This window comes from Lentzea kentuckyensis, from assembly GCF_002150765.1.
Taxonomy (GTDB): domain Bacteria; phylum Actinomycetota; class Actinomycetes; order Mycobacteriales; family Pseudonocardiaceae; genus Lentzea; species Lentzea kentuckyensis.
Genome location: NZ_MUYM01000041.1, coordinates 28,527 through 47,887, shown reverse-complemented (window position 1 = coordinate 47,887; position 19,361 = coordinate 28,527). Strand labels below are relative to the sequence as shown.

General features: G+C 69.7%; 16 protein-coding genes. 3 read left to right on the top strand and 13 right to left on the bottom strand.

Going from position 1 to position 19,361, the window contains the following annotated elements:
• Positions 1–42 precede the first annotated feature (42 nt).
• From B0F77_RS20870 to B0F77_RS20835, 8 genes are read right to left on the bottom strand one after another with little or no spacing between them, the layout of a single operon-like run.
• A complete protein-coding gene (locus B0F77_RS20870) occupies positions 43–795 on the bottom strand; it encodes a cell division protein FtsQ/DivIB (RefSeq protein WP_086664624.1) in 753 nt (250 codons plus the stop codon).
• Positions 792–2,159 (bottom strand): UDP-N-acetylmuramate--L-alanine ligase, encoded by a 1,368-nt coding sequence (gene murC / locus B0F77_RS20865; protein ID WP_281252531.1) that lies wholly within the window; start codon positions 2,157–2,159, stop codon positions 792–794. The genes B0F77_RS20870 and murC overlap by 4 nt, the downstream gene beginning before the upstream one ends.
• Positions 2,156–3,259, bottom strand: a complete 1,104-nt coding sequence (gene murG / locus B0F77_RS20860) for an undecaprenyldiphospho-muramoylpentapeptide beta-N-acetylglucosaminyltransferase (RefSeq protein WP_086664623.1) — start codon at positions 3,257–3,259, stop codon at positions 2,156–2,158. Before murG ends, murC begins: the two co-directional genes overlap by 4 nt.
• Positions 3,260–3,293: 34 nt before the next feature.
• Positions 3,294–4,760, bottom strand: coding sequence for a putative lipid II flippase FtsW (gene ftsW / locus B0F77_RS20855; RefSeq protein WP_086664622.1), 1,467 nt, complete (start codon positions 4,758–4,760; stop codon positions 3,294–3,296).
• Entirely contained in the window at positions 4,757–6,124 is a 1,368-nt protein-coding gene (murD, locus tag B0F77_RS20850) for a UDP-N-acetylmuramoyl-L-alanine--D-glutamate ligase (RefSeq protein ID WP_086664621.1), read from the bottom strand. The genes ftsW and murD overlap by 4 nt, the downstream gene beginning before the upstream one ends.
• A 4-nt stretch (positions 6,125–6,128) precedes the next feature.
• A complete protein-coding gene (gene mraY / locus B0F77_RS20845) occupies positions 6,129–7,214 on the bottom strand; it encodes a phospho-N-acetylmuramoyl-pentapeptide-transferase (protein ID WP_086664620.1) in 1,086 nt (361 codons plus the stop codon).
• Positions 7,211–8,671: a UDP-N-acetylmuramoyl-tripeptide--D-alanyl-D-alanine ligase gene (locus B0F77_RS20840; protein WP_086664619.1), complete on the bottom strand. Its 1,461-nt coding sequence runs from the start codon at positions 8,669–8,671 to the stop codon at positions 7,211–7,213. Before B0F77_RS20840 ends, mraY begins: the two co-directional genes overlap by 4 nt.
• On the bottom strand, positions 8,668–10,194 hold the full coding sequence (locus B0F77_RS20835) for a UDP-N-acetylmuramoyl-L-alanyl-D-glutamate--2,6-diaminopimelate ligase (protein ID WP_086664618.1): 1,527 nt from the start codon (positions 10,192–10,194) through the stop codon (positions 8,668–8,670). Before B0F77_RS20835 ends, B0F77_RS20840 begins: the two co-directional genes overlap by 4 nt.
• A 210-nt stretch (positions 10,195–10,404) precedes the next feature.
• On the opposite strand from B0F77_RS20835, the gene B0F77_RS20830 reads away from it, so the two are divergent.
• Positions 10,405–11,220, top strand: a complete 816-nt coding sequence (locus tag B0F77_RS20830; RefSeq protein ID WP_086664617.1) for a universal stress protein — start codon at positions 10,405–10,407, stop codon at positions 11,218–11,220.
• A 21-nt stretch (positions 11,221–11,241) separates the two neighbouring features.
• Here B0F77_RS20830 and B0F77_RS20825 read toward each other — a convergent pair whose 3' ends face one another.
• The 5 genes from B0F77_RS20825 to mraZ all read right to left on the bottom strand — a co-directional run bounded on the left by B0F77_RS20825 (position 11,242) and on the right by mraZ (position 16,638).
• A complete protein-coding gene (locus B0F77_RS20825) occupies positions 11,242–12,426 on the bottom strand; it encodes a putative glycoside hydrolase (RefSeq protein WP_245848473.1) in 1,185 nt (394 codons plus the stop codon).
• A gap of 193 nt (positions 12,427–12,619) precedes the next feature.
• Positions 12,620–14,488, bottom strand: coding sequence for a peptidoglycan D,D-transpeptidase FtsI family protein (locus B0F77_RS20820; protein WP_245848471.1), 1,869 nt, complete (start codon positions 14,486–14,488; stop codon positions 12,620–12,622).
• A 41-nt stretch (positions 14,489–14,529) separates the two neighbouring features.
• Complete coding sequence (gene ftsL / locus B0F77_RS20815) at positions 14,530–15,090, bottom strand: cell division protein FtsL (protein WP_086664614.1); 561 nt, start codon at positions 15,088–15,090, stop codon at positions 14,530–14,532.
• The gene (gene rsmH / locus B0F77_RS20810) at positions 15,087–16,040 is read right to left on the bottom strand and encodes a 16S rRNA (cytosine(1402)-N(4))-methyltransferase RsmH (RefSeq protein ID WP_086664613.1); all 954 of its coding nucleotides are present in this window, start codon (positions 16,038–16,040) and stop codon (positions 15,087–15,089) included. The genes ftsL and rsmH overlap by 4 nt, the downstream gene beginning before the upstream one ends.
• Before the next feature lie 166 nt (positions 16,041–16,206).
• Positions 16,207–16,638, bottom strand: coding sequence for a division/cell wall cluster transcriptional repressor MraZ (gene mraZ / locus B0F77_RS20805; protein WP_086664612.1), 432 nt, complete (start codon positions 16,636–16,638; stop codon positions 16,207–16,209).
• Between the two features lie 405 nt (positions 16,639–17,043).
• Here mraZ and B0F77_RS20800 point away from each other — a divergent pair, with 405 nt between their 5' ends.
• Both B0F77_RS20800 and B0F77_RS20795 read left to right on the top strand, forming a co-directional pair.
• Positions 17,044–18,093, top strand: coding sequence for an AAA family ATPase (locus tag B0F77_RS20800; RefSeq protein ID WP_390826872.1), 1,050 nt, complete (start codon positions 17,044–17,046; stop codon positions 18,091–18,093).
• Positions 18,094–18,095: 2 nt separating this feature from the next.
• Positions 18,096–19,361, top strand: a complete 1,266-nt coding sequence (locus tag B0F77_RS20795; RefSeq protein ID WP_086664611.1) for a DUF58 domain-containing protein — start codon at positions 18,096–18,098, stop codon at positions 19,359–19,361.

Genomic DNA, 19,361 nt, shown 5'->3' with positions numbered 1-19,361 from the left:
CACCAACAGCGCTGTTGGTGGTACTTGCACACGCCACAACGACTAGGAAACCGTGGCCAGGTCCGGCGACGACACGTCATACGTCGTCCCGGTCCGTGTCAGCAACACGAGCAACACGGCCGCCTTGCGCGGGGTGTTCTCGGCGCTGCCCCACTTCACCACGCGGTTTCCGGTCAGCGTCAGCTTCACGTCGGCACCGGATGTCGCCGCCACGGCGAGCACCTCGGGCCGCAGCTTCTCCGGCAGTTCGTTCACGACCCCGACCACGGCGCGAGTGGCCGGGTCCGCGGACGACGGAGCGGCCAGCACGAGTTCGGGCACACCTGGCGCCGCCGCCGGCAGGACCGCGTAGTCCTTGCCGGTGGCGTCGACCAGGTGGAAGCCGTCGGGCATCTTCACCGAGCCGACGGGAACGCGTTCGGTGATCAGCAACCGGACGGTGCCGGGCAGCTGGCGTTCGACCTCGACCGACGAGACGCGCGGCATGGCGGCCACGCGGTCGTGGATGTCGACGAGATCCAGGCGTACCAACGGGGATCCGGGTTCGATCGCGGCGACCGCGCGGACCTCGTCGTCGGTCAGCACCACGGATCCGCGGACATCTACCTGGTGCACGCCGAGCAACGGCGTGAAGAACACGCAGTAGGTCAACGCCACCACGGTGAGCAGCGTCAGCAAAGCGACCAGGCGCCGGCGCAGGATGATCCTGCGCCGCGCCCGGTACTCGGCGCTCTTCGGTCTCCGGTTCGCAGCGGAACGAACTCGCGTGGACCTGCCGCGAACCGGAGCACTCATGACAGCGCGCTGACGATCTCGGGGCCGAGCATCGTGACGTCACCGGCACCCATGGTCACCACGAGGTCGCCCTCGCGGACCAGCGACGCCACCAACGCGGGCACTCGGTCGAACGACGGCTCGTAGTGCACGGAAGTCGTTACCTGGTCGGCGATCAGCGCGCCGGTGACACCGGGCTCCGGCTCCTCGCGAGCGCCGTACACGTCCAGCACGACCACCTCGTCGGCCAGCGACAAGGCCGCGGCGAACTCCGTGGCGAACGTGCGCGTGCGTGAGTACAGATGCGGTTGGAACACCACGACAACACGGCCCGCCGCCGCGACCGGACGCGCCGCACGCAGCTGTGCGTCGACCTCGGTCGGGTGGTGCGCGTAGTCGTCGTAGACGGACACGCCACCGGCACGACCCTTGAACTCGAACCGCCGTCGCACGCCACCGAACGCGGCGAGTCCTTCAAGCAAACCGGCCTGATCCGCGCCCAGTTCCACACCGGCCAGCAAAGCAGCCACAGCGTTCAACGCCATGTGCTCGCCCGGTACCGCGACACGAACCTCGACCGTGACGCCGTCGATCTCGACCGAAGCCAAGCCGCCGGCCTCAAAAGGCTTGTAGTCGACGATCCGCGCGTCAGCAGCCGCACGGCCGTACTCGCGCACACGAATCCCGCGCGCCCGAGCCTCGGCGATCAACCGCGCCGAGCCGGGATCGTCCACACAGGACACCAGCACCCCACCCGGCACGATCCGTTCGAGGAACGAGTCGAACACGGCCGTGTACGCCTCAACGGTGCCGTGGTGGTCGAGGTGGTCCGCCTCGACGTTGGTCACGACGGCGACCGACGGCGAGAAGAACAGGAACGAGCCGTCGGACTCGTCCGCCTCGGCCACGAACACGCCGCCTGTGCCCTGGTGGGCGTTGGCGCCGGACTCGTTCAGGTCGCCACCGATGGCGAACGACGGGTCCAACCGGCAGTGCTGCAGCGCGACGGTCAGCATCGACGTGGTCGACGTCTTGCCGTGCGTGCCGGCGACACACACGACCCGGTGGTCTTCCATCAGCGCGGCAAGGGCTTCAGCGCGACGCAGCACGGTGATGCCACGCTCGCGCGCAGCCGCGTACTCCGGGTTCGACTCCCGGATCGCGGTCGACACCACGACCTCGGTCGCGCCGCCGACCAGCTGGTCCAGGTTCGCGGCGTCGTGCCCGACGGCGATCCGCGCGCCCTGAGCGCGCAGCGCCAGCACGGTGCGCGAGTCCTTGGCGTCCGAACCGGACACCTGCACGCCGCGCGCGAGCAGGATGCGGGCGATGCCGCTCATGCCGGCACCACCGATGCCGACGAGGTGAACGCGCTCGAGACTCACTTCTTGATCACATCCAACACGGTGCGGGCAAGGATCTCGTCGGCTTCGCGACGGCCGGTGCCGAGCGTCGCCGCGGACATCTGCGCCAACCGGTGGCGGTCCGCCATCAGCGGCACGACCAGCGACGCGACCTTCTGCGGCGTCAGCTCCTCGTCCGGCACCAGCACGCCGCCACCGGCGGAGACGACCGGTCCGGCGTTCAGGGCCTGCTCGCCGTTGCCGTGCGGCAGCGGCACGAACACCGCGGGCAGGCCGACGGCCGACACCTCGGCGACGGTCATCGCGCCCGAGCGGCACAGCACGGCGTCCGCGGCCGCGTACGCCAGGTCCATGCGCTCCAGGTACGGCACCGGCACATACGCCGGTGCGCCCGGAACCTGTTGCACGGCAATGTTGTTCTTCGGGCCGTACGCGTGCAGCACGCCAACGCCGGCGCGGGCGAACTCGGCCGCGACGGGTGCCACGGCCTCGTTGATCGAGCGCGCGCCCTGCGAGCCGCCGAACACGAGCAGGACCGGCGCGTTCGGGTCCAGGCCGAAGAACCGGCGGGCCTCGGCGCGCAACGCGGCGCGGTTCAGCGTCGTGATCGAGTGGCGCAGCGGGATGCCGATGATCTGCGCGTCCGCCAGGCCGGAGTCCGGCACGGCCGCCGCGACGTGCGCGGCGAACTTGGCGCCGACCTTGTTCGCGAGACCCGCCTTGGCGTTCGCTTCGTGCACCACGATCGGCACGCGGCCACGCGCGGCGAGGTACGCGGGCAGCGCCACGTAACCGCCGAAGCCGACGACGACGTCCGCACCCACCCGCTCCAGCACCTCACGGGTCTGCTTCACGGCGCCGCGCACGTTCAGCGGCAGCTTCAGCAGGTCCAAAGTGGGCTTGCGCGGCATCGGCACCGGCGGGATCAGCTCCAGCTGGTAGCCGCGGGCCGGCACGATCTTGGTCTCCAGGCCGCGCTCGGTGCCGAGCGCGACCACGCGTGCGTCCGGTCGCAGCCGCATGACCGCGTCGGCCAGCGCCAGTGCCGGCTCGATGTGTCCCGCAGTGCCACCGCCTGCGACCACGACGCACGGACCACTGGGGGCAGGGTGCCCGGTCAAGACTTGCCTCCGGAGATTGGTTTGACTCGAACTCTCAGTTGTATCGCCCGCGACCGCGGGTCGACCGGCCTTGCTCTGAACGGCTCTGGTTCACCCGCCGTGTTTCGCGGCGACGGTACTCCGACGGCGGTGCGGACCTTCCGGCCATACGACGTTCGTCGACGACCGGAAGTTGCGCGGTGCGTCTGCCCGGCGCGCGCGGAGGCGTGGACGGGCGGACCGGCTTGCGCTTGGGCGGCGGCCGGTACGCCTCGGGCGCGGGCAGCTTGAGCAGCCCGCCGACCCGGCCGGGACCGAGCGACCGCAGCGCCGCCACGGCCTCGGGTTCGTGCCGGGCGCAGTTCGCGAGGATGCCGAACACGATCATGGTCATGACGACCGAGGTACCGCCGGAGGAGATCATCGGCAGGGTGATGCCGGTGACCGGCAGCAGCCGCACGACGTAACCGATGTTGATCGCGGCCTGCGCGACCAGCCACACCGTCAGCGTCGCGGACACGATCCGGATCCACGGGTCGGTGTTGCGCGCCGCGACCCGCAGGCCGACCCACGCGAGGCCGCCGAACAGCGCCAGCACCAGCGCGCATCCGACGAACCCGAGTTCCTCGCCGATGACGGCGAAGATGAAGTCCGACTCGACGTTGGGCAGGTACCGCCACTGCGAACTGCCCTGCGCGAGCCCCTTGCCGAACCAGCCGCCCTCGGCGAGCGCGAACATCGCCTGCCGCGCCTGGAGACCCGCGCCCTGCGGATCGGCTTCGGGATCGAGGAACGAGGTCACACGCTGCAACCGGTACGCGGCGCCGATCGCGAGCACGACGGCACCCGCCACCGCGCCACCGGCGATCACGCCGAACAGTCGCATCGGCGCGCCCACGAACCACAGCAGGCTGATCAGCACCACGCCGAGCGTGATCGTGCCGCCGAGGTCGGGCTGGAGCATGACCAGCGCGAACACCAGCATCGCGACCGGCACGACAGGCACCAGGAGGTGCCGGTACTGCGACAGCAACGCCCTCTTGGTGACCAGGACGTGCGCGCCCCACAACGCCAGGGCGAGTTTCACCGCCTCGATCGGCTGGAACGAAATCGGCCCGACGGTGAACCACGACCGGGCGCCACCGCGGACGTCGCCGAGCGGCGTCAGCACCAGCGCCAGCAACAGCACGCCGATGCCCATCGCGGCCGTCGAGAGATGCCTGAGCCGGCGCAGCGGGAACCGCAGGACCAGCCAGAACAGCACCGCGCCGACGCAGACGTAGATCAGCTGCTTCTGGAACACACCGTACGCCGAGACGCCTGCGGCGACCTGCGTCGGCGCCGAGGCCGACAGCACCATCACCAGGCCGAGCACGGTGAGCATGCCGAAGATCGCGAGCAGCAGGTGGAAGTCGGCGAGCGGGCGGCTCAGCCACGCGGTCAGGCCGCCGCGCAACGACATGATGCGACCCGCGGGCCGCACCTTGCGCTTCGGTCTCGTCTTCTCCGCGACGACGCTCATCGGCCGATGAGCTCCTGCACCGCGGCCGTGAAAGCCTGCCCGCGATGGGCGTAGTCGGTGAACATGTCCATGGAGGCCGCCGCCGGCGCGAGCAGCACGGTGTCCCCCGGCCTCGCAAGTTCCTGAGCAGCCCGTACCGCGACGGTCATGGGCTCATCGTCCCCTGTGTCAAGCACACGAACGGGGACATTCGGCGCGTGTCGCGCCAGAGCGTCCGCGATGACCTGCCGATCCTGGCCGATCAGCACCGCGCCACGCAGCCGGTGCGCCTCGGTCCGGACCATCTCCTCGACCGACGCGCCCTTCAGCAGCCCGCCGGCGATCCACACGACATTGTCGAACGCCCTGAGCGACGCCACGGCGGCATGCGGGTTCGTCGCCTTCGAGTCATTGACATATTGGACATCAGCGCCATCGACCGCGACCAGCACCGCACGGTGCGCGGCCGGTTGGAACGCCTCCAAGCCCTCACGCACGGCCTCGGACGGCACGCCGTACGCGCGCGCCAGTGCCGTCGCGGCGAGCGCGTCCGCGATGCCGGGAGGACCGGCCGGGCGGATCTTCGAGACCTCGACCAACGGCTCGTCGTCGGCGAACGCCCGGTCGACCAGCCAGCCGTCGCGCACGCCGAGCTGGCCCGCCGCCGGCTCCTCCAGCGTGAACCCGACGCGATCACGGGCCGGGGACTCCTGCAGCAGGTCGACGACGAGGTCGTCGTCGAGCCAGCCGATCGCCACCTCACCGGTGAGGATCCGGGCCTTGGCCTGCGCGTACGGCTTCATGCCGCCGTGCCAGTCGAGGTGGTCCTCCGCGAGGTTGAGCAACGCGCCCGCCTGCGGCCGCACCGACGGCGCCCAGTGCAGCTGGAAGCTCGACAGCTCCACCGCGAGCACCCGGCGGCCCGCCAGCAGCGCGTCCACCACCGGCAGACCGACGTTTCCGCAGGCCACGGCGTCCGCGCCGGCCGCGTGCAGGATCGACTCCAGCATGCCGACCGTCGTGGTCTTGCCGTTCGTGCCGGTCACCGCGAGCCACACCGGCGGGTCGGCCAGTTCGGCGGCCATCCGCCAGGCCAGCTCGACCTCGCCGATCACCTCGATGCCCGCCGACGCGGCGGCCGCGAGCAGCGGGCTCGACGGCTGCCAGCCGGGGCTCGTGACGACCAGCGAGGTCCCGGCAGGGGGTTCCACCAGCCCTGGCACCAGGTCGACGCCTTCGAGCAGGTTTTCCAGCGCGGCCAGTCGGTCCGGTGACGAGTCCGTCACCACGACCTCCGCGCCCGCCGCGAGCAACGCCTCGGCGGCGGACCGGCCGGTCACTCCAGCACCGGCGACCAGCACCTTCGTTCCGGCCAGCTTGGTCATCGTCCTAGAACCCGCCCGTCAGCCACTCGCTGTAGAACACGCCGAGCCCGAACATGCAGCAGATACCGCCCATCAACCAGAACCGGATGATGACCGTGGTTTCCGCCCAGCCCGCGAGCTCGAAGTGGTGGTGGAACGGCGCCATCCGGAAAAGGCGCCGTCGTGAGGTGCGGAAGACCGCGACCTGCAACGCCACCGAGAGGGCCTCGACCACGAACAGACCACCGATGACGATCATCAGCAGCTCGGTGCGGGTCGCGATCGCGAGACCGGCGACCAGGCCGCCGAGCGCGAGCGAACCGGTGTCACCCATGAAGATCTTGGCGGGCGCGGCGTTCCACCAGAGGAAGCCGATGCAGCCGGCCATCGCCGCCGCGGCGATCACCGCCAGGTCCAGCGGGTCGCGCACGTCGTAGCAACCGGCCACGGCGTAGCTGGAGCAGTTGTAGCGGAACTGCCAGAACGAGATCACCACGTAGGTGCCGAACACCATCGCCGACGAGCCGCCGGCGAGGCCGTCGAGGCCGTCGGTCAGGTTCACGGCGTTCGACCACGCGGCGACCATGCCGTAGCAGAAGACGATGAACCCGATCGTGCCGAACGAGACCACGGTGATGTCGCGGACGAACGACAGGTTGACCGACGCGGGCGTCAGGCCTTCCTTGTTCGGGAACTGCAGCACGAGGACCGCGAACGTGATCGTCGCGATGAACTGGCCGACCAGCTTCGCCGTCTTGTTCAGGCCCAGGTTGCGGGCCTTGCGGATCTTGATGAAGTCGTCGAGGAAGCCGACGAGCCCCAGCGACGTCGTCAGCATCAGCACGAGCAGGCCGGACGCCGTCGGGGTCTGCCCGGACGCCGAGGCCGACATGGAGTTCACCAGGTGCGTGCCGAGATAACCGGCCCACATCGCGACCAGGATGGCGAGGCCACCCATGGTCGGCGTGCCGCGCTTGGTCTTGTGGTGCTGCGGACCGTCCTCGCGGATCTCCTGGCCGAAGCCCTGGCGCGAGAAGATCTTGATCAGGTAGGGCGTCAGCAGGATCGACACCGCGAGTGCGATCGCTGCCGCGATCAGGATGCTCTTCACTTGGTTCCTGCCTCCAGCAGGGCCTCGGCGATGCGCCACAGGCGGTAGGCGTTGGATGCCTTGACCAGCACGACGTCACCGGGCCGGAGTTCCGCGCGCAGCAACGCGATCGCCGCGTCCGCGTCCGGCACCAGAACGGACTCTTCCCCCCAAGATCCTTCCAGGTGCGCACCCTGGTGCATCGCGCGGGCCGCGTCACCGATGACGACCAGCTTGCTGATGTCCAGCCGCACCACGAGGCGGCCGATCTCGTCGTGCTCGCGCACCGCGTCGTCACCGAGCTCCGCCATCGGGCCGAGCACGGCCCAGCTGCGGCGGGCGGGCGTGGTGGCGCGCGAGATCGTCGCGAGCGCCTTCAGCGCCGCCCGCACCGAGTCCGGGTTCGCGTTGTAGGCGTCGTCGACGATCGTCACGCCGTCGGCCCGGTCGGTGATCACCATGCGGTGCGCGGAAACCCGTTGCGCGGCGCCCAGTCGTTCGGCGACCTCGGCGGGCGTGGCGCCCAGTTCGAGTGCGATGGCGGCGGCCACCAGCGCGTTGCCGACCTGGTGCAGGCCGTTGAGTCCCAGCTTGACCTGCGCCTCGCCCTGGGCGGTCTTGAGGGTGAAGCTCGCGCGGGCCTGCTCGTCCAGCTCGATGTTCTCGGCACGCACGTCGGCGTTCGGGTTCTCGCCGACCAGGACGACCTTGGCCTTCGTGCGACTCGCCATGCCCGCCACCAGCGGGTCGTCGGCGTTGAGGATCGCGACGCCGTCTTCCGGCAGTGCCTCGATCAGCTCGCCCTTGCCCTGCGCGATTCCTTCGCGGGAGCCGAACTCGGAGAGGTGCGCGGTGCCGACGTTCAGCACGGCACCGAACTTCGGCGGCGCGATCTCGCAGAGGTGCGCGATGTGGCCGATGCCGCGGGCCGACAGCTCCAGCACGAGGAACTTGGTGTCCTCGGTGGCGCGCAGCGCGGTCCACGGGTGGCCGAGCTCGTTGTTGAACGACTCCGGCGGCGCGATGACGTCCCCGACCGGCCGCAGCACCTGCGCGATCAGGTCCTTCGTGGACGTCTTGCCGGCCGAACCGGTGACGCCGACGATCGTGAGGCCCTCGATCTGGTCCGTGACGTAGCGGGCGAGCTTGGCCAGCGCCGCCAGCACCGCCGCGCCCTCGCCGGTCTTGTCGCCGGCGAGCACGTAAGCGTTGGCGTGCTTGGTCTCCACCGGCGGCGCGATCACCGCGGGGGCGTCGACCTCGCGGCCGGCGAGCACCCCGGCGGCGCCACTGGCGACCGCCTGCGCGGCGAAGTCGTGGCCGTCCACGCGCTCACCGGGCAGCGCCAGGAAGAGGCCGCCAGCCGTGACCTTGCGGGTGTCGAACTCGATGGAACCCGTGACGACCGGGGTGCCATCGGTTGCGTGCAACCGTCCGCCGACGATCTTGGCGATCTCGGCGAGCGTGAGTGCGATCAACGGTGAGCCTTTCTGATCGCGGCGGTCAGCGTCTCGACGTCCGAGAACGGGTGGATCACCCCGGCGATCTCCTGTCCCGTCTCGTGTCCCTTGCCGGCCACCACGACGACATCGCCCGGACGTGCGAGCTCGACGGCCTTCTCGATCGCGAGCCTCCGGTCGCCGATCTCCAGCACCTCGCCCCGGTTCGCGGCGGCGAGGGCCCCTTCGAGCATGGCGGCCCGAATAGAGGACGCGTCTTCGCTCCTCGGGTTGTCATCGGTGATGATCAACACCTCGGCCCGTTCCGCGGCCGCCTCGCCCATCAGCGGGCGCTTGGCCCGGTCCCGGTCACCACCGCAGCCCAGCACGATGATCACCCGGCCGTCGGTCTTGGCCCTGACCGCGTCCAGCGCGAGCGCGACGGCGGCGGGCTTGTGGGAGTAGTCGACGACGGCGGTGAAGTGCTGGCCCTCGTCGACGCGCTGCATGCGGCCGGGGACCTGGACGTTCGCCAGGCCCTGCGCGATGGCCTGCGCGGAGATGCCCTCGAGGTGCAGGCAGGCGATGGCGAGCAGAGCGTTCGCGACGTTGAAGCTGCCGGCGAGCGGCAGGTGGATCTCGATGTCGCCGTCGGGCCCGTGCGCGGTGAACGTCTGCTCACCGGTCGCGCTCACCTCGACGTTGCTCGCGGTCCAGGTGGCGGGCTTGGTCGTGGCGACGGTGATCGTGCTGTCCTTGACCAGGCGCGGACCCCACTCGCCGTCGACGCAGACGACCTCCCTGTGCGCGCGGCCGTCGAACAGCTGCGCCTTGACCTGGAAGTACTCCTCCATGTCCGCGTGGAAGTCGAGGTGGTCCTGGCTGAGGTTCGTGAACGCGCCGATCTCGAACTCGGTGGCGGCGACGCGGCCCATGTGCAGCGCGTGGCTCGACACCTCCATCGCCACGTCGGTGACACCGCGCTCGGCCATCACCGCGAACAGCGCCTGCAGGTCCGGCGCCTCCGGCGTGGTGTGCGAGCTGCCGAGCTGCTCGTCGCCGATGCGCGTGCCGACGGTGCCGATCAGCCCGGTGTTCTTCCCCGCGGCCTTGAGCACGGACTCGATCATGTACGTGGTGGTGGTCTTGCCGGACGTGCCGGTGACCCCCCACAACCTGATCTTCGTCGACGGCTGCCCGTAGACGTGCGCGGCGAGCAGCCCCACGACCTCGCGCGGGCGCGGGTGGATGAGTACGGGCACGTCCTTGAGGGCCTCGCGCGCGGCACCGGCCTCGTCCGTGAGCACCGCGACGGCACCGTTGGCCAACGCGGTCTCGGCGAAGTCGGCACCGTGCACCTTGGCGCCCGGCAACGCGGCGTACAGGTCTCCGGGGACCACGTGCTGTGCACGCAGAGTCACCCCCGTCACCTGGACGTCGGCATGCGCGGGCCTGGTCAGGTGCACGTCGGCGACCGCGGCCAGGGCAGCCACGGAAGCAGGGCGAACGGTGTTGGGGCGGGGCGGGGCGGTCGCGACCTTGCCCTCGAGCTTGGCAGGCACGGGCAAGAGGCTACCGGCGTGCACAGAGTGGCCGAGCGGCGCGTTGGCGTTCGGGTGATGATCTGCACGGATGGGCCGTTCGAGTGGACATCTTCGCTGGTCTTCACGAGCGAGCCCGTCCGGCCGAACAAGTTCCTGCGTGCTTAGTGACTTCCGGCCCTGTGGTCAGTTGTACAGGCGCGGTGAGGTAGAGGGCGGCAGGAGGCGGCGATGAAAACGAGCACGGCGGTGGAACCCAGGAGATTCTCGTTCTGGGCACCGGATTTCAGTCGTTCCGTGACGGTCGGGGTCGACACGTCCGAGTCCGCGTATCACGCTTTCGAGTGGGCCGCGCGCCACGCGTGGTCGCTCCGGACGGACCTCCAGGTGTACCTCGCGGACCCCGGCGACACGACGGTCCAGCGAGTCCTGGAACGACTCCCCATGCTCACCGCCCACTTCCGCCCGAGCGGTGACGACCCGGTGGCCGCACTGGTGAGGGCGTCGGACTCCAGCGCGACCTTGGTCTTGGGGTGCAAGGGCGAACAGCACCGCAGCCTGGGGCTGGGCTCCCTCGTCCTCCCAGTGTTGCGCCGCGCGCGGTGCGGAGTCGTAGTGGTGCGCGGACGGCCCCCGGCCATCCGCGGCGAGTACGGCTGGATCACCGCAGCCGTCGGCGGGTGCGAGGACCCGGTCGTGCTGCGGCGCGCGGTCGAACTCTGCCGCACCCGCCGGGCGAGCCTGCGCCTGCTGCACGTCCACCCGCCGGCCCAGCACGGGGTTTCGGTGCCGCGCGACGAGGCCGCGGTCCGGCGTGCCGTCCTGTTCCTCCGCACCACCGCGCCCGAGCTCACGCCCGAGGTCCAGGTGGAGTCCCGTCATCCGCACGAGGCGTTGGCGTCGTTGGACTCCGATCTCGTGGTGGTTGGCCGGGGTGGGCAGCACGACGGGGTCGGCCTGATCACCCGTGCCGCTCTCTACCACGCGTCCTGCCCGGTGCTGGTGGCTCGGCCGGAGCCCCTGCACGACGATCGGGTGGTGCCGTAAGCGAAACCTGTCGGCCGGGCCCTAACAGGCCTTGCGCAGGACCGTGCCGGTCGTGCCCTTGAGGGACACCGAACGGACCGACGCGCCCTTTTCGTTGGTGTGGGTGGCGGAGAGGCGGACGGTGACCGCGGGACTGCCCGTGCGGTTCGCGTTGACGATCACGGTGCCGCACTCGAACTCGCGCTCGTGCACGTTGGTCGCCACCTCGTGGTGCTCATCGAGCGGGGCACCGAGGTCCCAGCTGTACTCGGCACGCCACTCGGAAGCGTTGTCGTAGCGGTCGGTCTCCTCGATCTCGGAGATGGCCGCGTGCGAGCCGGCCGCCAGCAGGTAGCTCGCGAAGGCGTAGCGGAAGGGCTGTTCGGCGCCGCTGTGGTGCGGCTGGACCCAGGTGATCTTGCCCTTGGCCTCGTTGGCGGCGATCTCGGCCACCTGGCGGCTCCAGCCCTCCGGGTAGTCGGACAGCAGGTCGTTGTCGCCGAAGGTCAGCCACCACTCGTCGAAGCCGCCGTCGAGGTACTCGACGTAGCTGTCCCAGGCACCTTCGTGCAGGCGGGCGTTGGACATGTTGGCGACGGTTTTGAGGCCCGCGTCGACGAACTTCTGCCGGGTGTTGGCGAGCATCGAGCGGTAGGCGTCGCGCATCGACTCGTCGGTCGGGTAGTTCGAAGGGCAGACGCCCTCGTGATAGGTGTCGCAGGCGAACAGGGCGTTGTCCATGAACACGCCGTCGAACGCCTTGCTGGAGGCGATCACGTTGTCGGCCCAGGCGTTCTGGTAGTCGGGGTTGCCGACGTCCATCTGCCAGTGGCCCTCATATCCGTCGTATTCGAATCGCTGACCGTCCGGGTCGAGCAGAAACCATTTGGGGTCAGCCGAGCAGTAACCGACGCCGGTCGGGAGATCGGTGTCGTCGACGCCGTTGGAGCAGGCGTAGCCGCGGGTCGAGGAGAGGTCCTTGTAGACGAAGGTCTGGATCTTGGGATTGGCCGCCTTGAACTTCGCGGCAAGATCGCTTTCCCAGGCGTTGAGCACGACGTAGGAACGCCGGGAGGCTTCGGTCTTGATCATTTCGTCGGACGTCGGCGTGCTGTTCATGTGCAGCCAGTACGACTTCGCGGTGAAGTTGTCTTCTTCTGCCTGAGCTGCGGGAACAAAGGTCACCACCAGGAGACCCGCCAAGATCGAATATCCGAATGAACGCACGCCGAACCCCATCTCGCCTAGCTACGCCGGTTTCGGAGTATTAGACTTGATGGAATGCGTCTCATTTCGAAAATGTGCAGTGCGATATTTCACTGTTAAACAATGAAATGCATCATTGTCACGCCTGAGCGTGTCTCAGATCACTTGCATGAGCGGGTCGCGTCATCAACAATGCGCGACCCGCCAGAACGAGCTACATCTGCAGCTGCACGAACGGCGTCTGCTCGGCCGACATCGGCACCTGGAACCGCTGGGTCAGGTAGGTCGCGATGTCGTGGAACAACGGCGCCGCCGACGCGCTGAACTGGGTGCCGTGCGGCCCGTCGAGCATGATTCCGACGACGTAGCGCGGGTTGTCGGCGGGGAGGATGCCGGCGAACGTGATCCAGTACTCGGACTGCGAATAGCACTTGCAGACCGGGTCGATCTGCTGGGCCGTGCCGGTCTTGCCCGCGATCTGGTAGCCGGGCAACGCGGCCTGCTTGCCCGTGCCGTTCTGGTTGGCGTCACGCGGATCGGACTGGGTCACCGAGCGGAACATGTCGCGCACGGTCTTCGCGGTCTCCGGCGACACCACGCGGACGCCTTCCGGGCGCTGCTTCTCCGAGCGGGCGCCCTCCTCGCCGATCTCGGCACGGATCAGCCGCGGCGGGATGCGGACGCCGTCGTTCGCGATGGCCTGGTACATGCCGGTCATCTGCAGCAGCGTCATCGAGAGACCCTGGCCGATCGGCAGGTTGCCGAAGGTCGAGCCGGACCACTGGTTCAGCGGCGGCACGACACCGGCCTCCTCGGCGGGCACGCCGGACTGGGTGCGCTTGCCGAGGCCGAACTTCTGCAGCATCTCGGCGTAGCGCTCCTTGCCGACCTCCTGGGCGGCGAGCAGCGTGCCGACGTTCGAGGACTTCGCGAACACACCGGTGAACGACATGGGCACGGTGCTGTGCGTCCACGCGTCCCGGATCGTGCGGTCGGCGACCTTCAGCGAACCCGGCACCTGCAGCACGTCGTCCGGCTTGAACAGGCCGTACTCGACGGCGGCCGCGGCCGTGACGATCTTGTTCACCGAGCCCGGCTCGAAGCTGGAGGCCACCGCCGCGTTGCGCTTCTGGTCCTCGGAGGCCTTGCCGAAGTCGGTGGGATCGTAGGTCTTGTCGTTGGCCATGGCGACGATCTCGCCGGTGCGGCTGTCCAGCACGACGGCGGAGGCGGTCTTGGCGCCCGACTTCTTGGCGTAGTCGGTGACCAGGCGCTGCACGGCGTACTGGGTGTCGATGTCGATCGTCAGCTCGAGGCTCTTGCCGGGCTGCGGCTTCACGAGCTCTTGTTCGGTGTTCGGGATGATGAGGGTGTCGTCGCCGGACATCGTGTCGACCACGCGGCGGCCCGTGCGGCCGGCGAGCACGTTGTCCTGGGCGTTCTCCAGCCCGAGGATGCCCAGGGTGGTCGGCGGCTTCTCATCCTGACGCCAGTTCGCGGCGCCGATGATGTTCGACGCCAGGTCGCCGTTGGGGTAGATGCGCTTCGAGCGGTACTCGGAGCCGATCTCCGCCGGGAACTTCGCGACGATCTTCGCGGCCTTCGCCGGCTCGGCCTCCTGCACCAGGACCTCGTAGGTGATGTCCTCCACGAGCTGCTTGTAGACGGACTCCTCGTCGGTCTTCTCTCCGTTGACCTCGGGACCCAGCGTCGACGAGATGAACTTCGCGACCTCGCGCGCGTGGTCGTCGTAGGACAGCGGGTACTGCTCCGGGTCCTTCGCGCGGGCTTCGTCCCACGTCTTGCGGGCCCGTTGCGGCAGCACGTAGAGCGCGCGCACCTCGATCGAGAACGCGAGCTGGTTGCCGTTGCGGTCCAGGATGGAACCGCGCTCGGCGGGGATGTCCAGGCGCGTCGTGCGCTGCTTCTGCGCCTGCAACGAGAGCTCGCCCGACTCAAGGCCCTGCACCTGCACGAGTTTCACACCCGCGATCAGCAGCGCGCCGATCAGCAGGATCCGGCCGACCGCGATGCGCACCTTGCTGTTGCCACCGGTGCGCGCGGCCGGGCGAGAGCCGCGCACAGACAACGGGCGACGCGGCCCTCGCTGCTGCGGACCGGGCATCAGCCACCCGCCGGCGGCGTCTGGCCGGAAGGCGGCGTGGTCGTCTGGGCAGGAGGCGGAGGCGGTGGCGGCGTCGACTTGGTCGGCGCGCTCGGCTTGCCGAACTCCTCGACCGTGCCGTCCGGGTTCTGCCGCAGCCGCGCCGGGTTCGACGGCTCGACCAGGCCCATCTCGGTGGCCCGGCGGGCGAGGTCGGTCGGCGACTCGAGCAGCGCCACCTCGCGGCGCAGCTGCTCCGTCTGCAACGTCAGCCTCTCCGCCTCGGCCCGTGCCTCCTGCAGGCGGTAGGTGTCGGCGGCGGCCTGGGTCGAGAAGTACATGATCCCGGCGACGCCCGCGCCCAGCACGAGCATCACGAGCACGACGAACGGAGCCTTCGAGACCTGCTTCTGCTGCGGCGCCGGGGTGCCGCCGCGCAGGTTCTGGGCGCGCTGCGCACGGCGGGCGTAGGCACGCTCGGCACCGGCGGTCCGCCGCCGCGCCCTGTCGTTCTCCTCGGCCTTCGTCTTGGATGGGTCGCGGGGCGACGGCCCACCGACCCTCGCGGGTGCCGCCGTCATCTCGGTTCTCCGATCCGTTCCGCCGCCCGCAGCCGCACCGGCGCCGCGCGCGGGTTGTCCTCGATTTCCTGCTCCGACGCGAGTTCCGCGCCCTTCGTGAGCAACTTGACCTCGGGTCCGTGGCCCGGCAGTTCGACCGGCAGGCCCGGCGGGGTCTTCGACTTCGCCAGCTCCGCGAGCGCCTGCTTCACCATCCGGTCCTCAAGGGACTGGTACGACTCCACGACGATCCGCCCGCCCATGCCCAGCACGCCGAGGGCGGCGGGAAGGGCCAGCCGCAACGACTCCAGCTCGCCGTTGACCTCGATCCGCAACGCCTGGAAGGTGCGCTTCGCCGGATGCCCGCCAGTGCGCCGGGAGGCCGCGGGGACGACGTTGTACAGCAGCTCGACGAGCCGGCCCGAGTTGGTGAACGGCTCCTTCTCGCGCTCCCTGAGCACCGCCGAGGCGATCTTGCCCGCGAACCGCTCCTCGCCGTACGTGGAGAGGATCCGCGCGAGGTCGCCGTGCGAGTACGTGTTGAGCACGTCCGCCGCCGTCATGCCGGTGCCCTTGGACATCCGCATGTCGAGCGGGGCGTCCTTCGAGTACGCGAACCCGCGCTCTTCCTCGTCCAGCTGCAACGAGGACACGCCGAGGTCCATCAGCACACCGTCCACATGCGAGTAACCGAGGTCTGCCACGGCTTCGTCGATGTGGTCGTAGGTGACGTTGACGAGCTTGACGCGGTCACCGTGGCGCGCCAGGCGTTTCCCGGCCATCTCGATGGCCTGCGGATCGCGGTCGAGCCCGATGAGGGTCAGTTCGGGGTGGGCGCTCAACAACGCGTCGGAGTGGCCGCCCATGCCGAGCGTCGTGTCGACGACGACGGCGGGCTTGCCGGAGAGCGCTGGAGCGAAGAGTTCCAGGACGCGGTCCAGCAGCACCGGAACGTGCCGCGGCTGATCCATCGTCCCTCTACTCCCCTGATGCGCGTTCGGGTGACGTCAGGTCCCCGCCCGCCCGTCGAACCTGGCGCCGGGGAAGGTGCGCCAGGGCCGATAGTCGAGCGGACCGAGGCCTCACGGCACCCGAATCGCGTGTGGAACATCCGGCCTGTTGCTCGGCTGACCGCCATCAGAAGACGCCCGGTATGACCTCCTCGCGAGCCTCGGCGTAGCCGTCCTCGTGCTCTTCGAGATAGGTCTGCCAGGCGGTCGCGTCCCAGATCTCCATCCTGGTGAACGCGCCGACGACCACGCACTCCTTGGTCAACCCGGCATACCGGCGCAGTTCCGGTGCGATCAGAACGCGGCCCTGACCGTCCGGACGCTGCTCGTCCGTACCCGCGAACAGATACCGCTGATAGGCGCGTACGGCGTCGTTGGTGAACGGCGCCTCGGCGACTTTCCTCGCCATCTGCTCGAACTCAGCCCGGGGAAACACGTACAGGCAGTGGTCCTGGCCTTTGGTGACCATGAGACCTCCCGCCAGTTCGTCCCGGAACTTCGCAGGCAGTGTCAACCGACCTTTGTCGTCCAGGCGCGGGTAGTGAGTGCCGAGGAACACGGCAGCCACCTCCCTTGCCGGACGACGAGACCGGCAGTGGAGCCCCCGTCTGCCCCACCGGCCGCCACAGTACCCCACTTTTCACCACAGTCAACGCTGAAACGGGGGTTTGCCCACCAACTCGTGACCCGTTTTCCCAGGTAGACGCAGTGGGGAGGCGTGGGGGGATGGTGGGGGAGCTGGTCAGTCACCACCTTGCCGAGTGAGGGTTCAGCCCCGATTAAGCACTCGAACGGCCTAGAAATTTCGACCAAAACGTGGGGTTGAGGCGCGTTGGTGGGGGAAGGTGGAAAGCGGTGGAGCGAACCCGATGTAGCCCGCAGGTGTAGGGCACTTAGCCGTGGTTTGACACACTGCGTGAAACGCTCACACGTCCGTGTTCCGGACACGGCTGCTGGAGGTTTAGTGACACCGGGAAGCCCAAGCGCGAACAGTCACGCGCCGGTCGATCAGATCCTGGGAGAGTTGCACGGCGCCGTTCAGCGGATCGCCGCCAACGTCGAACGGGTGCTCGTCGGCAAACCCGACGTGGTCCGGCTCGCTCTCGTGGCGTTGCTCGCCGAGGGGCACCTGCTCGTGGAGGACGTGCCGGGCGTAGGCAAGACCTCACTCGCGAAAGCGCTTGCCCGCTCCATCGACTGCACCGTGAGCCGCGTGCAGTTCACGCCCGACCTGTTGCCCAGCGACATCACGGGCTCGTCGATCTACAACCGGCAGGAGAACGACTTCGAGTTCCGGCCGGGACCGATCTTCGCGAACATCGTGGTCGGCGACGAGATCAACCGTGCCTCCCCCAAAACGCAGTCCGCACTCCTGGAGTGCATGGAGGAGCACCAGGTCACCGTCGACGCGAACACCTATCCGCTGGGCTCGCCCTTCATGGTGATCGCGACGCAGAACCCGATCGAGATGGAGGGCACCTACGCCCTCCCGGAAGCGCAGCGCGACCGGTTCACCGCGCGCGTGTCGATCGGCTACCCGGACCCGGCTGCCGAGCTCGCGATGGTCGACGAGCACGCCGGCCACAACCCGCTCGACGACCTGCGGCCCGTCTCGGACGCGGCCCAGGTGCTGCGGCTGATCGAGGCCGTGCGCCGGGTGCACCTCTCCCCCGAGGTGCGCCGCTACGCCGTCGAACTGGTGTCGGCCACGCGCCGGCTGCCGGAGCTGCGGCTGGGTGCCTCGCCGCGATCGACGCTGCACCTCGTCCGCGCCGCCCGCGCCCAGGCCGCGCTGGCTGGCCGTGACTTCGTGGTGCCGGACGACATCCACGCGATCGCGATCCCGGTGCTCGCGCACCGGCTGGTGATGACCGCGGAGGCGCAGGCCGCTCGCCGGTCCCCCGCCGAACTGATCAGGGCCCTGCTGCAGCGGGTGCCGGTACCCACGGCGGCGCTGGATCCGAGCGCCGCGTTCGTCCGCAGCATGAACAACAACGCAGGGACGCCACGCTGACGATGCGCACCGCACTCTCCGGTCTCACCACACGCGGAAGATGCTTGCTGGCCGCGGGGTTCGCCGCCGGAGTGTGCGCCGCGGTCCTGAACGAACGCGATCTGCTCAGGGTCGCGGCGTTCGTCATCGCGCTGCCGTTGCTGGCCGCGTGGCTCGCGACGAGGGCTCGGGTGGGGTTGCACGCCGCCCGGTTCCTCGCGCCGAGCCGGGTGCCGGTCGGGGCGGCGGCCGAGGTGAAGCTCGACCTGCGCAGCACCGGCCGGTTGCCCACGGGCGGCCTGATGCTGGAGGACACCGTCCCGTACGCCCTGGGCGCGCGGCCGCGGTTCCTGGTGGAGCGGTTGCCGCGCAACACGCCCACGACGTTGCGCTACCCGCTCAAGCCGGTCATGCGCGGCATCCAGCAGGTCGGCCCGCTGATGGCGCGGATCACCGACCCGTTCGGGCTGGCCGAGTTCGACCGCGAGCTCGCCGGCCGGTCGAGGCTGGTCGTGGTCCCGCGGGTGGTGCGACTGTCGGGCCTGCCCGGCGGTTCCGGCATGGGCGCCGGCGACGACGGCTCGGTGCGGCTGCGGGCAGGGCAGGGCGAGGACGACGCGGTGGTGCGGCCGTATCGACAGGGCGATGACCTGCGCAAAGTCCACTGGCGGTCCACTGCTCGGCGCGACGAGCTGATGGTGCGCGTCGAGGAACGCCCGTGGCGTGGCGGCACGACCGTGCTGCTCGACCACCGGGTGCACGCCCATCGCGGCAGCGGGCCGTCGGCCTCGCTGGAGTGGGCGATCTCGTTCGTGGCGTCGATCTGCCTGCACCTGCACCACTTCGGGCACCAGATCCGCCTGGTCTCCGAGGACGGCCGGGTGCTCGCCGGCGGGGCGTCCGACGGCGGGCACAGCGACCACGTGGTGCTGGACTCGCTGGCCGCGCTGCAGGGCTCGCACCGGCGTGAGCTCAGCGCCGGGATCGACCCCGGCGCGGGCCAGGAGGTCATCGCGGTGCTGGGCGGCGTGTCGCCGGCATCGGTCGAGGAACTGATCCGGTACCGGCCGCGCGGCATGCGCAGCCTCGCGGTGCTGCTGGACGTGAACGCCTGGGCCGGTGGCACGGACGCGTCGGCCCCGGCGCCGGAGGACGCGCGGCGGTTGCTGACCGGCGCGGGCTGGGGCGTGGCGATCGCGCGGCCGTCGGCCTCGATGCAGCAGGTGTGGCAGGAGTTGTGCGCCTCGGCCGGCAATCGCGGGCCGTCCGTTCGCTCGGAGGTGGGCTGA